Source organism: Streptomyces sp. BE20 (genome assembly GCF_036322525.1).
Lineage (GTDB): Bacteria > Actinomycetota > Actinomycetes > Streptomycetales > Streptomycetaceae > Kitasatospora.
The window spans coordinates 21,460-37,304 of record NZ_JAQYWW010000862.1 but is presented as its reverse complement, the minus strand read 5'-3'; the positions used below and the strand labels follow the sequence as shown (position 1 = coordinate 37,304).

10 protein-coding genes are annotated in these 15,845 nt (G+C 76.8%); 7 read left to right on the top strand and 3 right to left on the bottom strand.

The genetic code is table 11. The features are described 5' to 3' along the window. Positions 1 to 219 precede the first annotated feature (219 nt). From PUR61_RS18740 to PUR61_RS18710, 7 genes are all read left to right on the top strand, one after another. Entirely contained in the window at positions 220 to 1,587 is a 1,368-nt protein-coding gene (locus tag PUR61_RS18740; RefSeq protein ID WP_329880072.1) for an MFS transporter, read from the top strand. 187 nt (positions 1,588 to 1,774) lie between these two features. After that, positions 1,775 to 3,115 carry a condensation domain-containing protein gene (locus PUR61_RS18735; RefSeq protein ID WP_329880070.1) on the top strand — a complete coding sequence of 447 codons (1,341 nt, stop codon included), beginning with the start codon at positions 1,775 to 1,777 and terminating at the stop codon, positions 3,113 to 3,115. 198 nt (positions 3,116 to 3,313) lie between these two features. Then, positions 3,314 to 6,535, top strand: coding sequence for a non-ribosomal peptide synthetase (locus tag PUR61_RS18730; protein ID WP_329880069.1), 3,222 nt, complete (start codon positions 3,314 to 3,316; stop codon positions 6,533 to 6,535). After that, complete coding sequence (locus PUR61_RS18725; protein ID WP_329880067.1) at positions 6,532 to 7,713, top strand: acyl-CoA dehydrogenase family protein; 1,182 nt, start codon at positions 6,532 to 6,534, stop codon at positions 7,711 to 7,713. Before PUR61_RS18730 ends, PUR61_RS18725 begins: the two co-directional genes overlap by 4 nt. A gap of 41 nt (positions 7,714 to 7,754) precedes the next feature. Next, positions 7,755 to 9,623 (top strand): non-ribosomal peptide synthetase, encoded by a 1,869-nt coding sequence (locus tag PUR61_RS18720; protein ID WP_329880066.1) that lies wholly within the window; start codon positions 7,755 to 7,757, stop codon positions 9,621 to 9,623. Between the two features lie 76 nt (positions 9,624 to 9,699). After that, positions 9,700 to 11,637, top strand: coding sequence for a non-ribosomal peptide synthetase (locus PUR61_RS18715; protein ID WP_329880064.1), 1,938 nt, complete (start codon positions 9,700 to 9,702; stop codon positions 11,635 to 11,637). Then, positions 11,634 to 14,684, top strand: a complete 3,051-nt coding sequence (locus PUR61_RS18710; protein WP_329880063.1) for a condensation domain-containing protein — start codon at positions 11,634 to 11,636, stop codon at positions 14,682 to 14,684. The genes PUR61_RS18715 and PUR61_RS18710 overlap by 4 nt, the downstream gene beginning before the upstream one ends. Positions 14,685 to 14,753: 69 nt before the next feature. On the opposite strand, the gene PUR61_RS18705 is transcribed toward PUR61_RS18710, so the two are convergent. Genes PUR61_RS18705 through PUR61_RS18695 form a run of 3 tightly spaced genes read right to left on the bottom strand, consistent with a single transcriptional unit; the run spans position 14,754 to position 15,824 of the window. Then, positions 14,754 to 15,110 carry a TcmI family type II polyketide cyclase gene (locus PUR61_RS18705; protein WP_329880062.1) on the bottom strand — a complete coding sequence of 119 codons (357 nt, stop codon included), beginning with the start codon at positions 15,108 to 15,110 and terminating at the stop codon, positions 14,754 to 14,756. After that, positions 15,107 to 15,562 carry an SRPBCC family protein gene (locus PUR61_RS18700; RefSeq protein WP_329880061.1) on the bottom strand — a complete coding sequence of 152 codons (456 nt, stop codon included), beginning with the start codon at positions 15,560 to 15,562 and terminating at the stop codon, positions 15,107 to 15,109. Before PUR61_RS18700 ends, PUR61_RS18705 begins: the two co-directional genes overlap by 4 nt. A 1-nt stretch (position 15,563) precedes the next feature. Then, positions 15,564 to 15,824, bottom strand: a complete 261-nt coding sequence (locus PUR61_RS18695; RefSeq protein WP_329880060.1) for an acyl carrier protein — start codon at positions 15,822 to 15,824, stop codon at positions 15,564 to 15,566. Positions 15,825 to 15,845: the final 21 nt, after the last annotated feature.

Genomic DNA, 15,845 nt, shown 5'->3' with positions numbered 1-15,845 from the left:
CCGGATATCGGACGCAACGGTGGACACGTGACGCCGGTGGCGACAGGGGGACGACATCGCTGGTCCCGGTTCCGGAGGAGGGTCGCGGGCCCGGATCCGTGACATAAGGACGGGCTAAGGGAAGCCTGCGGGAGCGGCGGGATCCGGTCGTTCGGGAGGGAGGCCGGAAACGAGCCAGACGGTTGCCCGGTAGCGAATCGGTAACCGAGAGTCGTACTGATGAACGACAAGCCCCATCCACCCCGCACCCCTCCGTCGGCCCGTCGCGACTTCCGGCTCCTGCTCTCGGGAGCGGTCGCGGCCCAGGCGGGCACGCAGGTGACCCTGGTCGCGCTGCCCCTGGTCGCGGTGCTGGAACTCGACGCCACGCCCTTCCAGGTCGGCCTGCTGACGGCCGCCGAGACCGCCGCCTTCCTCCTGGTCGGCCTGCCCGCCGGTGCCTGGCTGGACCGGATGCGCAAGCTGCCCGTCCTCGTCCGCGCCGATCTGCTCCGCTGCCTGGCCGTCGGCTCGATCCCGGTGGCCGGCGTGCTCGACGCGCTCACGCTGGTCCAGCTCTACCTCGTGGCCCTGGTCACCGGAGTGGCGACGGTCTTCTTCGACGTCGCCCACCAGTCCTACCTGCCGGTGCTGCTGCCGCGTGAACAGCTGATCGCGGGCAACGGCGCGATCGAGACCGTCCGCTCCTCCGCACAGATCGCCGGACCGGGGCTGGGCGGCGGGCTGGTCCAACTGCTCGGCGCACCGCTGGCGATCGTCGCCGACGCGTTCGGCTACCTCGCCTCGGCGGTGCTGCTCTCCCGGATCCGGGCCCACGAACCGCAGCCCCGGACCGAGCCCGGCCGCTCGCTGCGCGAGGACGTCGCCGAGGGCGTCCGGTTCGTGGTGGGGCATCCCCTGCTCCGGGTGATCGCCACCGCCACGGCCGCGTCCAACCTCTTCAGCGCGGTGCTGATGGCCGTGCAGACCGTGTTCTGGGTCAGGGTCCTGGACCTCTCCCCGGCGGCGATCGGGGTGCTGCTCTCGGTCTCGGCCGTGGGCGGCCTCGCCGGCGCGGTCTGCGCGGGCCCGCTCGCCCGGCGGATCGGCCAGGGCCGGCTGATCTGGCTCGCCCCCTTGGTGACCGGGCCGTTCGCGCTGCTCTGGCCGCTCGCCGACGGGGGAGCGGGGGCGGTGCTGTTCGCGGTCGGCGGCGTCGTGGTGCTGTTCGGCGCGGTGGCCTACAACGTCGCCCAGGTGAGCTTCCGGCAGAGCCTCTGCCCGCCGGAGCTGCTCGGCCGGATGAACGCCACCATGCGCTTCCTGGTCTGGGGGACGCTGCCGCTGGGTGCCCTGATCGGCGGCACCGTCGCGGACACGGCCGGGCCCCGGGCGGCGCTCTGGGTCTGTGCCGTCGGCACCCTGGTGGTGCCCGTGCCGCTGCTGCTCTCACCGTTGCGCGGCATGCGGGACCTGCCCTCCGGCCCGTGGGCGGAGCCGGTGCCGGACCCGGAGGCGGGGTCGGGACCGGACGCCGGACCGGCGTCGGCCGGCGTCCCCGAGCGCACCGACCCGGAGGCTGCGGAGGACGCGAGAACGGTGCACTGACCACCGCCCGCCCGCCGACCGTCCTCCGCCCCGACCTTCCGACTTCCTGACTTCCTGACGTTCCGACGTCCTGACAGGGCCGCATCGGGCCGACCGGCCCGGAACGGCTGAACGGGATCCGACGCCCGCAGCCGCCCGCACCAGCCCTGGGCGTCCGAACGCCCTGAACCGAAAGCGGAGACCCTCCGTGTACTCCAGCATCACGGCCGCCTACCTCGCCCGCTACCGGTCCGTCCTCGCCGCCGCCCCCGCCCCGGCGGAACTGCTCCCGCTCACCGGGGCCCAGCGGCGGTTCCTGATCACCCGCCGCCGCGACCCCCGCGGCCGAACCGACATCGTGCCGCTGTTCTTCGCCTTCCCGCGCGGGACCGTCGACCTGCCGCGCCTGCACCGCGCGGCCGTCCGGCTGGCCGCCCGCCACCCCGCCCTGCGCGGCGCGTTCACGACGGTGCGGGGCACCCCCCTCCTCCGGCTCGGCGCGCCGGCGGTCGAGGTGGCCCGGGCGGCCGTCGGCCGGGGCGGCCCGGACCGGTCGGCCGCGGCGGCGCTGCGCCGTGCGCTGCTGGACTGGCCGCTCGACGGACCGGTGCTGCGCCTGCTGCTCGCGTCCGCGCCGGACGACGACGAGGAGGTGCTGGCCGTCGCGCTGGACCATGCCGCCTGCGACGAGCAGTCGCTCGGACTGGTCACGGCGGACCTCACTGCGGCGTACGGACAGGACGACGCGTCCGCACCGGAGGGGCCGGGCGGCCGGGCCCGTCCGGACAGTCCGGACAGTCCGGACGAGGACGGCGTCGCGGCCTACCGGGCCGCGGTGGAGGGCCAGTTGGCCGTCGAGGCGGCTGCCGCGAGCGAGACCGCACACGCCCACTGGGCCGCCCGGCTCGGTGGACTGGAGGAAGTCCCCCGGGAGGAGGCCGCCGCCGGCGGGGCCGCCCGGTCCACCGGCGTGGTCACCCACCGGCTGCCCGCCGCGACCGGGGCCGCCCGGGGCGGTGTCTTCCCGGCCCTGCTGGACGCCGTCGGCGCCGCGGCCCGCCGGCTCGCCGCCGGGGAGCGGGTGCTCGCGCTCGGCTACCCGTGGGGCGGCCGGCCGCCGGGGGCGGAACCCGTCCTCGGTTGTTTCCTGAACACCCTCGTCCACCCGGTCGCGCCCGGGCCGGCGCGGAGCCTCGACGAGCTCGGCGCCGAGTGGTGGGACGACCTCGACCACGCGGACACGCCGTACGACGAGGTGGTGCGCGCCGCCCGTTCGGCCGGGGCGCGCTGGTCCGGGACCCTGGACGGCCTGCTGACCTTCGAGGACCTGAACCGTCGGCCGCCGCTGGTGCTCGGCGGCGCCGCCGGACGGGAGACCCACGTGGGCGGTCGTCCGCTCGCCGCCCCGCTGGCGGTCTCCGCCTCGCACGGTGAGGACCTGCTGGTCCGGCTGGCCTGGGACCGCGACCGCTACCGGGACGCCGACGCCGAGGCCGCGTTCGAGGCACTGCTCGCGACGCTGCGCCGTCACCTCGGCCCGCCCGTCTGAGGCCGCCGGACCGGACCCACCGACCCTCACCACCCGGACGACCCAACCGAATCGGGCCCGAATCCGGACCCGACCTCCGACCCCGCACACGTCCCGCCGCGCGCGCCACCATCCCCGGCCCGCCCGGCAGCGGCGGGCCCACCGCGCCCGCCCGCCCCGTTGAACACACACCCAATCGCTACCGCAAGGGAGTTGTCCATGTTCGCACTCTCCTCGTCGCAGGAGATCGTCTGGCTGCACGAGCAGATGCTGCCAGGCAGTCGCGCGTACAACTTCACCGCCGCCCTCGATCTCTGGGGGCCGCTCGACACCGACGCGCTCCGGGCCGGCCTGGCCGCCGTGCTCGCCCACCACCCGGGCCTGCGGCTCGAACTGGTGGCCCGGCCCGAGGGGCTGCCGCTCCAGCGGGTCGGCGCCCGGACCGAACCGCGCCTGCGCACCAGCGACTTCTCCGTCGAACCCGACCCCGAGGCGTCGTTCCGGACCCTGCTCGCCGCCGAGGCCGAGGAGCCGCTGGACACCGCGCAGGCCCCGTTGCTGCGCTGGCACCTCGTCCGGCTGGCCGACGACCACCACCGGCTGATCCACGTCGAGCACCACCTCATCCACGACGGGCACTCGTTCGCGATCCTGCTCCGGGACCTCTTCACCGTCTACCGGGCCCACGTCCTCGGCGAGGTCGCCGCCCTGCCCGCCGCACCCTCGTACGAGGACCACGTGCGGGCCGCCGGTCCCAGCCAGGACGCCGCCAGGGAGCGCGGACTCGCCTACTGGAAAAGCGAGTTGGCCGACGCGCCGGTGGACCTCGCGCTGCCCGGGCTGGCCCGGCCCGGCGTCGTGCGCCGGCACCGCGGCGGCCAGCTGCGCCAGTCGATCGGCGCCGATCTGGCCGAGCGGCTGCGCGAGCGCGGCCGGCGCGACGGGCACACCCCGTTCTCCACCCTGCTGACGCTCTTCGCCGAGTTGCTGCGCCGGCACAGCGGCCACCGCGAGCTGATGGTCGGCACCGCCGTGGGCAACCGCCCGCCGGGTTTCGAGGGCACCGTCGGGATGTTCGTCAACACCGTCCCGCTGCGCCTGCGGCTCGACCCGGTCGCGCCCGGCACGGAGACCGTGGACGAGGTGACCGACGTCCTGTTCCGCGCGCTGCCCCACCAGGACGTGCCCGTCCAGGAGCTGACCCGCGCGCTGGGCCGGCACACCAGCGGCGCGGACAACCCGCTATTCAGCGTGATGTTCAGCGCGCACGACGCGCCGCTGCCCGACGTCCAGGCGCCCGGACTGGAGGTGTCGCTGTACGAGGGGTTCAACACCGGCACCACCCGCTTCGACCTCGACCTGGTACTGCTGCCCGACGACCGCCGAGTGGTCGGCGAGAAGCTCGGTACGGCCGGGATGACCCTGGTCTGGGACTACGACGCCGACCTGTTCGCCGAGGAGACGGCCGTCCTGCTCACCGAGCGGCTGGTGGCGCTGCTCCGCGACTACCTCGACCGGCCGGACGCGCCGCTCGCCGACCTCGCACCCGTCACCGCGTCCGCCGCGGCCACCGTCGGGACCGGGTCCGCCGCGCCCACCCCGCCCGCGGGCCTCGACCGGCTCGCCGACCTCGACCCGGCCGCCGCCCACGACCCGGGCGCCCTCGCCCTGCTCGCCGGCACCGAGCGGCTCGGCTACGGCGACCTCGACCGCCGCGTCGGGGCCCTCGTCGAGCGTCTGCGCGCCGCCGGTGTGACGCCCGGCCAGCCGGTCGCCACCGTGCTGCCGCGCGGCGTCGACAGCGTGGTCGCGCTGCTCGCCTGCCTGCGGTACGGCGCGGTCTACGCCCCGCTCTCGGCCGAGGACCCGCAGGCCCGGCTCGCCCTGCTGCTGGAACGGCTCGGCCCGGCGCTGGTCCTCGCGACCCGGCAGAGCGCCCTCGCGCTGCCCGGCACGGTCGCCCCGGCCCTGCTGGACGGCCCGCCGTTCCCGAAGGCCGAGCCCGCCGCGGTGCTCGACGGCGCCGCCTACGTGATCCACACCTCCGGCTCGACCGGTGTGCCCAAGCCGGTCCTGGTCGGCCGCACGGCGTTGGCCCGCTACACCGCCGCGGTCGCCGCCCGCTACGGGCTCGGGCCCGCGGACCGGGTGCTGCTCTTCGCCCGCCCCTCCTTCGACGTGGCGCTGGAGGAGGTGCTGCCCTCGCTGGTCGCGGGCGCCGCTCTCGTGGTGCCGCAGCGCGAGGTCCCGACCGGGCCCGAGCTGGTCGCGGTGCTGGCCGCCCGCGGGGTCACCGTCGCCAACCTGCCGACCAGCTACGCCCTGGCCGTCCGTGACGACCTGCGCGAGGCGCTGGCGGACGGCCGCTGGTCCCCGCGTCTGCTCGTCCTCGGCGGTGAGCGGCTGCCCGCTCGGGCCCTGCGCGGGCTGACCGCGGGCACCGGGGTGACCGTGCTGAACGCCTACGGCGTCACCGAGGCGACCGTCACGTCCACCGTGCACGAGATCACGGACGAGGACCTCGCGGAGTCCGGCCGTCCGGCGGCCGACCCGGCGGCGGCCGACCTGACGGCGACCGACCCGGCGGCGGCCGGTGTCGCCGCGGACGCCGCCGAGATCCCGCTCGGCACCGAACTGCCCGGCGTGCGCGTGCACGTCCTGGACGAGGGCCTCCGCCCGCTGCCGCCCGGTGCGGTCGGCGAGCTCGTCGTCGGGGGAGACGCGCTGGCCGACGGCTACCTCGGCCTGCCGGAGGTCACGGAGGCCCGGTTCGTCACCGTCCCCGCGCTCGGCGGCGAGCGGGTCTACCGCACCGGCGACCGCGGTTTCCGGGGCCTGGACGGCCGGCTCCGCTTCCTGGGCCGGCACGACAACCAGGTGAAGCTGCGCGGCTTCCGGATCGAACTGGAGGAGATCGAGGCCGCCGCCTCCGCCGAACTGGGAGGCCGTTCCTGCGCCGTCGTGCTGCACGAGGACGCGACCGCCGGCCCGCGCCTGCTCGGCTTCCTGGAGGGCGCCGAGCAGCCCGACCAGACGGCCCTGCACGCCGCCCTGGCCCGCCGGCTCCCGGCCGGCCTGGTCCCCTCGGCCTGGACGGCCCTGGCCGTCATGCCGCTGCTGCCCGGGGGCAAGCCCGACCGTGCCGCCCTGGCCCGGATCGCCGCCGAGGCGCCCGGCGCGGCCGAGGCGGCGGCGGCCGAACCGCAGCCCTTCACCGACCCCGGCGAGGCCATGGTGGCCGAGGCCTGGCGCGAGGTGCTCGGCCACGACCGGTTCACCGCGGACTCCCACTTCTTCGAGGTCGGCGGCCACTCGCTGCTCGCGGCCCGGCTCGCCGCCTGGCTGGAACCGCGCCTGGGCTCCCGTCCGCCCCTGCGCACGCTCTTCCAGCACCCCGTCCTGGCCGACCAGGCCCGCGCCCTGACCGGAGCCGACCAGTGAGCCTCTCCGCCCCCTCCGCCGTCCTCGAAGCCGGCCACCGTGAACTCGTCGACGCCTTCGAGAGCTTCGTCCGCCGCGAACTCGAACCGCTGGCAGCCGAGTTGGGCGAGTCCGCCGAGCAGCCGCCGGCCGACCTGCGGACGTACGTGCGCAAGCGCTCCGCCGCGCTCGGCTTCTACGCCGGGGACTACCCGGAGGAGCTGGGCGGCGCGGACATGCCGTTCACCGCCGTCGTGCTGCTCCACCACGCCGCCGGGCGCAGCGGCTGCGCGCTGGCCCCGTACGCGCTGGCCGGGTCCGACGGGCCCAGCCCGCTGCTGCGGCACGGCACGCCCGAGCAGATCGAGCGCCACCTCGTCCCGCTGGTCCGCGGCGAGCGGACCCGCTGTCTGGCGCTGACCGAACCGCAGGCCGGGTCCGACGCGTTCCGGCTCACCACGACCGCCGTCCGGGACGGGGACGGCTGGCTGCTGAACGGCCGCAAGACCTTCGTCAGCAACGCCGACCGGGCCGACCTCGCCCTCGTGGTCACCGCCACCGACCTCGGCGGCGGCGCCGGGCCCACCGCCGGTGCGACGGCCTTCGTCCTGCCGATGGACCACCCGGGCCTGCGGATCGGCCAGCGCTACGAGGGCATGTCCGGCGAGCCGCTGTTCGAGCTGACGCTCGACCGGCTGCACGCCCCCATGGCGTCGGTGATCGGCGGCGAGGCCGGTGTCGGCGCCGCCACCGCGCTCGCCATGGACAGCCTGTCCCGGGGCCGGCTGGTGGTCGCCGCGCTGTGCAACGGCATCGCCGAGTACGCACTGCGGCTCGGCGTCGAGTACGCCCGGGAGCGGCGGGCCTTCGGGCAGCGGATCGGTGACTACCAGCACATCCAGGAGCACCTGGTGAGCACCCGGGCCGAGGTCGAGGCGTCCAAGCTGCTCACCCTGGCCTGCGCCCGGCTGGTCGACGACGGCACCGAGGCCCCCGAGAACGCCGCGCTCGCCAAGCTCACCGCCTCCGAGACGGCCGTCCGGGCGGTCGACCGCTCGCTCCAGGTGCACGGCGCCACCGGCTGGGTGCGCGGCCACCCCCTGGAGTTCCTCTACCGCTACGTCCGGATGACGACCATCATCGAGGGGACCTCCGAGGTCCAGAAGGTGATCGTCGCCAAGGCCATGGGCCTGGGGTGAGACCCACGACGACCGCCCGATCGATCCACGGAGGAGCAGCCATGACGAACCCCCGGTCCGACATCCGCCAGTCCGACATCCGCCGGCACGACACCCCCCCGGCCGGGGCCAGCATCGCGTACGGGCGTCCGCACCAGGACGGCGCGGTGCTCGACCTCTTCACCAGCTGGGCCCACCGGACCCCGCACGCCCCGGCGCTGATCGACGGCGAGCAGACCCTGAGCTACGCGGAACTCGACGCGCTCGCGTCGGAGTTCGCCGCCGTCCTGGCCGACCGCGTCCGCCCCGGCGACCTGGTCGGCCTCTGCCTGGACCACTCCGCGGCCCTGGTCGCGGCCACCGTCGCCGTCGCCAGACTCGGCGCCGTCCATCTGCCGCTCGGCCCGCGTCCCGGCGAGCGCCGGCTCCAGGCCGTCGCCGAACAGCTGCGGCCCGCGTGCCTGGTCGGTGACCCGGCACTGCTGCCGCCGTCCCACCGGGACGGGCTCCACCGGCCGCTGACCGCCCCCGGCGCGGCCGGCGCGGTCGCCGCCTTCGCCGCCGACCGCGCGGCGGGCGTCCGCATCCCCGCCGGCACCCTGTACACCGTGCTCACCTCGGGCTCCACCGGCACCCCCAAGGCCGTCGCCGTCACCGAGTCCGCGCTCGGCGCGATGCTGCAGTGGTACCGCGAGCTGACCGGCCTCGGCCCCGGCGACCGGCACAGCCTGCTCATCGGGGTCGCCTTCGACCCGCACCTGATGGAGCTCTGGGCCACCCTCACCTCCGGCGCCGCGCTCGTCGTCGCCCCCGACGCCGTCCGCTGGGACCCGACCGCGCTCACCGACTGGTGGCGCACGGCCGGCATCACCGTCGGCGTGCTGCCCACCCCGCTGGCCGAGCCCGTCCTCGACCGCCCCTGGCCCGCCGGACTGGCCCTGCGGCACCTCTGCGTCGGCGGGGACCGGCTGCGGCGCGCCCCGGGGCCGGACGTCACCGCGACCGTCCACAACGCCTACGGTCCCGCCGAGGCCACCGTCGTCACGACGGTCCACAGCATGGCGCCCGGCGCGGACCACGGAGCGGGCGCGCCGCCGATCGGCCGCCCGATCCCCGGCGCCGTCGTCCTGGTCACCGACGAGGACGGCCGCCCGGTGCCGCACGGCCACGCGGGCGAACTGCGGATCGGCGGGCGGGGCCTGGCCATCGGCTACCTCGACGCCGAGCTCACCGCCCGACGCTTCGTCTCGGCGCCCGACGAGATCGAGGGCACCGACCGGGTCTACCGCAGCGGCGACCGCGTGCTGATGCGCCCCGACGGCGTGGTCGAGTTCCTCGGCCGGCTCGACGACCAGGTCAAGGTCAGCGGGGTGCGGATCGAACCGGCCGAGGTCGAGGCTGCCCTCGAACGCGACCCCCGGGTCCGCCGCGCCGCCGTCGTCGCCCGCCCGGGCACGGCCGGCGGTGCCCACCTGCTCGCCTTCGTCCAGCCCGCGCCGGAGGAACCCGCACCCGCGGCGGCCGACCTGCTGGACGCGGTCCGGCCCTGGCTGCCCGAGCAGGCCGTGCCGGGCACCCTGCGGCTGGTCGACACCTTCCCGCTGGACGCCAACGGGAAGATCGACCGGGCCGCGCTGCTCAAGGCCGAGGACGCCGGCCGCCCGGCCGGACCCGCGCCCGAGACGGCCGCCACCGCCACCGAGCGGACCGTGCTCCGGCTCTGCCACGAGCTGCTCGGCCGCACGGACCTCGAACCGGCGGACAACTTCCTCGACTCGGGCGGGACGTCGGTCACCGCCGCCCGACTGCTCACCGCACTGGAGGACGCGTACGGAGTGCGGCTGCGCGCCCCGCTGCTGCTGCGCCAGCCCGACCTGCGGGCCATCGCCCGGCTGATCGACGAGCGGCTCACGAGCGCCGCCACCGGCTGACGGGCCGCCGCACCTCCCGACCGCCGCCGCAGGGCACCCCGGTACGCCGCCGGGGTGCCCGGAAGGGAACCACCCCATGACCTCCACCGCCGCGCACACCCCTGCCACCGGTGACGCCCTGCCCGAGGCCGCGCCCGCCGGCGCGCCCGAAGCCGCCACCGTTCCGGCGCTCATCGCCGGGCAGGCGGCGCTGCGCCCCCGCGCCCTCGCCGTCACCGACGGCTCCACCGCCCTGACCTACCGCGAACTCGTCACCACCGCGGGCCGGCTGGCCGCCGACCTGACCGCCCGAGGGGTCGGCCCCGGCACCGCCGTCGGCCTGCTCTGCGCCCGCGCGACCCGCCAGGCCGTGGCCCAGCTCGCCGTCTGGTGGGCCGGCGGCCACGTGGTGCCGCTCGACCCGGCCTACCCGCGCCCTCGCCTCACCGGCATGCTCGACGACGCCGGCGTCCGGCTCACCCTCGGGGACAAGGCGCTGCTCGCCGACGCCGGACTCCCCGCGGACCGCTCGCTGGCGCTCACCGAGTCCGGTCGCGCCGCGGCCGGCACGGTCGAGACCGCCGAGGGCGCCGACCCGGTGCACCCGGACCCGGCCGGCGTCGCCCTCGTCTACTACACCTCCGGCTCCACCGGGCAGCCGAAGGGCGTCCAGGTGCCGCACAGCGCCGTCACCGACCTGGTGACCGCCCCCGACGGGATCGCGCTGGGCCCCGGCGACCGCGTCCTGCTCCACTCGCCCGCCGCCTTCGACGCCGCCACCTTCGAGCTGTGGGCCCCGCTGGTCCGCGGGGCCGCCGTCGCCGTCTCGCCCGCCGAACGGCCGACCCCCGAGGAACTCGCGCGCGACATCGAGCGGTTCGGCGTCACGACGGCGTTCCTCACCACCGCGCTCTTCCACCAGCTGGCGGCCCGCCGCTCGCGGATCTTCGGTGTCCTGCGGACCCTGATCGTCGGTGGCGAGGCGCTCTCCGTCGAGCACGCGGACGCGGTCCTGCGCGCCTTCCCCTGGCTCGACCTGGTCAACGCCTACGGGCCCACCGAGGCCACCACCTTCACCACCCTGCACCGCATCCGGCCGGCCGACTGCACGGGCCCGATCCCGATCGGCCGCCCCTTCGGCGGCGCCCGCACCTTCGTCCTCGACGAGGAGCGGCGGCCCGTCGCGGACGGCACCCGCGGCGAACTCTGGATCGGCGGGGCCCGGTTGGCCCTCGGCTACCTCGGCCGACCGGAGCTGACCGCCGAGCGGTTCGCGGACCTCCCCGGCCTCGGCCGGGTGTACCGCACGGGCGACCGCGCCGCGCGGCGCCCCGACGGCACGCTGGAGTTCCACGGCCGGCTGGACGACCAGGTGAAGGTCCGCGGCTTCCGGATCGAACCCGGCGAGGTCGAGCACGCGCTGCGCAGCCTGCCCGAGGTCGCCGAGACGGCGGTCGTGGTCCGCCGGGTGGGGCACGAGGACGCCGCGCTGGCCGCGTACGTCGTCCCCGCCGAGGGCACCCGCCCCGTCCCCGAGGCGCTCCGCCGGCAGCTCGCCGAGCGCCTCCCGGCGCACCTGGTGCCCACCGCCTGGACCGTGCTGGACGCCCTCCCGCTCACCGGCAGCGGGAAGGTCGACCGCCGGGCCCTGGCGTCCGACGACCGGCCCGCGCCCGGGGCCGCCGCCGGGCCGGGCGCCGGCGCCGTCCTCACCCCGATCCAGCAGGTCGTCGCCGCGGCCTGGTCGCGGGCCCTGGAGCACGAAGTGACCGCTCCCGAAGCGGACTTCTTCGCCGAGGGCGGCCACTCGCTGCTCGCGATGTGGGTCGTCGACGACCTCCGCGAGGACCTCGGCGTCGACCTGCCGCTCGGCGACTTCCTCGACCACCCCACCGTGGCGGGCCAGGCGGCGCTGATCGAACGCGCCCTCCTCGCGGCCGAGTCCGCCGCGCCGGACGCCTCCGCCGAACCCGCCGAACCCGCGGACGGCGACGCCGCCCGGCCCGCCGCACACCACCAGGAGCCCACCCGATGACCGCCCCCGCCGACCAGGCAGGTCAGGCCGCCCCCGTCGACCAGGCCGCCCTGCTCCGCCGCGCCCGCCGCCGGGTCGCGGACGGGTCCGCCGACCGGGCGGGCGGCCCCCCGGCCGCCGTTCCCGGCCCCTCCGCCACCCCCGTGACCTCGGGCTCCGCCGCCGGCCCCGGTCGCGCCGTGAGCCCCGCCCGCGGCGCCGGGCCGGTCCCGCGGACCTCCGCCACCGGCGCGGCCCCGCTCTCCCACGCCCAGCAGCGGATGTGGCTGATGGAGCGGCTCGGCCAGGGCGGCGCGCGCTACCACGTCCCGCTCGCCACCAGGCTGCGCGGTCCGTTGGACCTCGACGCCCTCGCGACGGCCCTCACCGGCCTGACCGCCCGCCATGCGATCCTCCGTACCCGCTACGGACAGCGCGACGAGCGGCCCTACCAGGAGACCGGGCCGGTCGTCCCGATCCCGGTCCCCGTGCGGCTCGCCGCCCCGGAAGGCACCGATCCCGGCAGCACCGATCCCGGCAGCACCGATCCCGACGGCACCGCGCTGCTGCACGCCGAAGCGGCCCGCCCGTTCGACCTCGCCACCGGCCCCGTGCTCCGCGCACTCGCCCTCCGGCACGCCCCCGACGACCACACCGTCCTCCTGACGATCCACCACATTGCCGTCGACGGAGGGTCCCTGCCGATCCTCGCCGCCGACCTCGCGGCCCTGTACGCGGACGCCGCCGGGCTCCGACCGGAGGACCTCCCCGACCCGGGACTCCCGTACGCCGACTACGCCCGCTGGGAGCGGGGCCGCGACGACGAGCTCGGCGCCGCGGCGGCCGACCGGGCCGCCGGGCTCACCGGCGCCCGGCCGCTGCCGCTGCTGCGCCCCGTCCCGCCCGGCACCCCCGACCGGCGGGCCGCCCTGCACGGCTCCCCGCTCGCCGCGGGCACCCTCGACGACCTGCGCAGGCTCGGCGCCCGGCGCGGGGCCACGCTCTTCGCCGTCGTCCTGGCCGCCGCCTTCGCCGCCCTGCGCACCGCCACCGGCGAGCCCGACCTCGTCCTCGGCTGCGCCGGCGGCCACCGGGCCCGCCCGGAACTGCGCCGACTGGTCGGCCTCCAGGTCAACACCCTGCCGGTCCGCGCCGAACTCCCCGGCGGCGACCCGGTCTTCACCGAAGTCCTGGCCACCGTCCGGACCGCCCTGCTCGACGCGCAGGTCCACCACGACGTCCCGTTCGACCTGGTCGTCGAGCGGCTCGGCCCCGCCGCCCGGGGCACGGACGGCACCCCGCTGCTCGCCGTCAGCTGCGACCTGGTCGGCCCGTCGGAGCCGCTGACCCTGCCCGGTCTCGCCGCCGAGGCCGTCGACATCGACCTCGGTCTCGCGAAGTTCGGCCTCACCCTGCTGGTCGAGGACGGCCCGCAGCCGCGCTGCCTGCTCCAGCACGACCCGGCCGCCCTCGACGAGCCCACCGCCCGCCGTCTGCACGCCGCCTTCGCCGAGCTGCTCGTGGCCGTCGCCGCCGACGCCGACCGCCCGCTCTCCGAGCTCCCCGGCAGCCGCCTCGCCGCCCCGCCGTCGCCCGCCACCGGGTCCGTCGGACCGGAGCACCCCGCGGTCGCCGCCCTGCTCGCCGACCCCCGGGTCGCCGACGCCGCCGTGCTCGCCCCGGACGACGGTCCGGCGCTCGCCTACGCGGTGGTCCGCGGCCCGTCCGTCCCGGGCGGCACCGACCTGCGCGCGGGCCTCCGCCGACAACTGCCGCCCGACCGGCTCCCCGCCGCCGTCACCCTCATGGACACCCTGCCCCGCCACCCCGACGGCACGCTCGACCCGGCCCGCCTCCCCGGCGCGCCCGCCGCCGCCCCGTCCGCCCACCTCGACGCGGTGCTGGCGGCGTTCGGGGACCTGCTGGGCGGGCGCCCGTCGCCGGACGGGGACTTCTTCGGGCTGGGCGGCCACTCGCTGGTGGCGGTCCAGCTGGCGGAGCGGCTCCGTACCGGCACGGGTCTGCCGCTGACCGGGCTGGACGTTCTCGAACAGCGCACGCCCCGGGCACTGGCCGGCCTCCTCACCACCCGCGCCGCGGAACGGCGCTCCACCGCGACCGCGTCCGCCGCCGCGGGCGTGCGGACCGGGACCGGCCGGAGCACGGCCACCAGGGCCGGCACTGTGCTGCTCACGGGGGCCACCGGCGGTGTCGGCGCGGCCGTCCTCCAGGAGCTCGTCGCCCAGGGCCGACCGGTCCGCGCCCTGGTCCGCCCCGAGTCGGCGCACCTGGTGGCCCGCAGCGGCGTCGAGGTCGCGGAGGGGGACCTCGCCGACCTCGACAGCCTGCGCCGGTCCGTCGAGGGCGTGGACGCCGTCATCCACTCCGCGTGCACGTTCACCGAGCACGCCGTCGACGTCGCCGCGATGCGCGCCCTGGTGGACGGTTGGCGCGGCGGGGCGGGCTTCGTCTTCGTCAGCAGCGTCGACGCCTACGGGCGCCCCGCGCCGGGCGAGGTCGCCGAGGGCGCCCCGGCCACCGGGCCGGTCAGCCCGTACGGGCGGGCCAAGGCGGAGTGCGAGCGGATCCTCCGCGAGTCCGCCGACGGCCGGGGACCCTGGACGGTGGTCCGCTCGCCGCTGGTCTGGGGGCCCAACCGGCGGCTGCGCGACCAGCTCCGCTGGGGCGCCACCGGCGCGCTCTACCAGGACGCCCTGGCGGGCCGGCCGATCACCCTGCCGCGATCCGCGCCGGAGGGCGGCGCCGACTGGTACGGCGCGAGCTGGGTGCACTCGGCGGCCCTCGCCCGCGCCCTGGCGGGCGGCCTCACCCGGGCACCGGGCCGGGTGGTCAACGCGGTGACCGGCCACGTCTCCTGGACGGACTTCGCCACCGAGCTGGTCCGCCTGCTCGGCTCGGCCGGCGCCGTCACCGCCACGGAGGACGCGGACCCCGAGCTGCGCCGCCCGTGGCGCTACCGGGCCGACGCGCTCGCCGAGCTGCTCCGCCCGGAGCCCGGGGAGGACTGGCGCGCCGTCCTCGCCGCGATGACCGGGCCGGCCGGCTGACCCGCACGAGCGGACACCCCGCAGGCCGCAGGCCGACGGGGTGTCCGCTCGACGGACCGGCACCGGCCCTCAGCCGGTGCGCTCCCAGCGGTAGAACTCGTGCGCCATGGCGTCCTTCGGCCCGCGCCAGGTGGCCGGGTCGTACGCCTGGACGTACGCGGTGAGCGCGTCGCTGACCGCCCGGAACTCCGGATGCCCGACGACCTGGGCGACGGCCGGTCCGGGCGGCCGGTCCGCCTCGATCAGGTGGAGGTAGACGTCGCCGAACTGGAAGAGGCTCCGCCCGGTGACGCCGATCAGCTGGGGCAGCTCGCCCCGGTCGGACTCGGCGAACACGTCGGCGATGCCCCGGGCCGCGTCCGGCTTCATCCGGGCGACGATCAGCGCGCGGTGGGTCTGCGTGGTGAGGGGGGACGTCGTGCTCACAGCTCCGCGGCCTTCTTCTCGACCTTCTCGCGGATCAGCTGCAGCTGGATCCGCGAGTTGCGGTTGATGTGGTTGACCATGCCGTCGTCGTCGACCGGCGCGGTGGGCTTCATCGAGAAGTCCTGCACCCAGCGCATCCTGGTGCCGGCCGGGACCTCCGCGTACTCCCACTGGATGTCCATGAACTCGAACGGGCCGGGTTCGACCCGCCGGGCCCGGACCGCGAGCGAGGACCGGTCGGTGGTGCGCTCGGAGACCCAGCTCCACACCTTCCCGTCGTCGTCGGGGTGCATGGTCAGCCGGAAGGTGACCCGGTCGCCGTCCCGCTCCAGCACCTCGACCGAGGCGTACTCGCTGAACAGCTGGGGCCAGTTCTCCAGGTCGTTGGTGATCTCCCAGACCAGGTCGAGCGGTGCCGCGATGACGATCTCGTTGTCGGTGTGTCCGGCCATCTCAGGCACCCGCCTTCGCGGTGACGGCGGAGTTGACCAGGTCGAGGAACTCGGTGGGGGTCTTCGCCGACTCCGCGCCGTTGGTGACCTTCACGCCGTGCCGGTTCTCCAGCTCGCCGACCACGCCGAGCAGGCCGAGGGAGTCCACGCCGAAGTCGTCGAAGCTGACGCCGGGGCGCTCCAGGTCGAGGGGGTCGACGGCGACGCCGGCCCGGGCCTGGATGAGCGTCGCGAGTTCGGGATAGCTGAGGGTGTTGCTCACGGGATGTCCCTTCATAGCGTG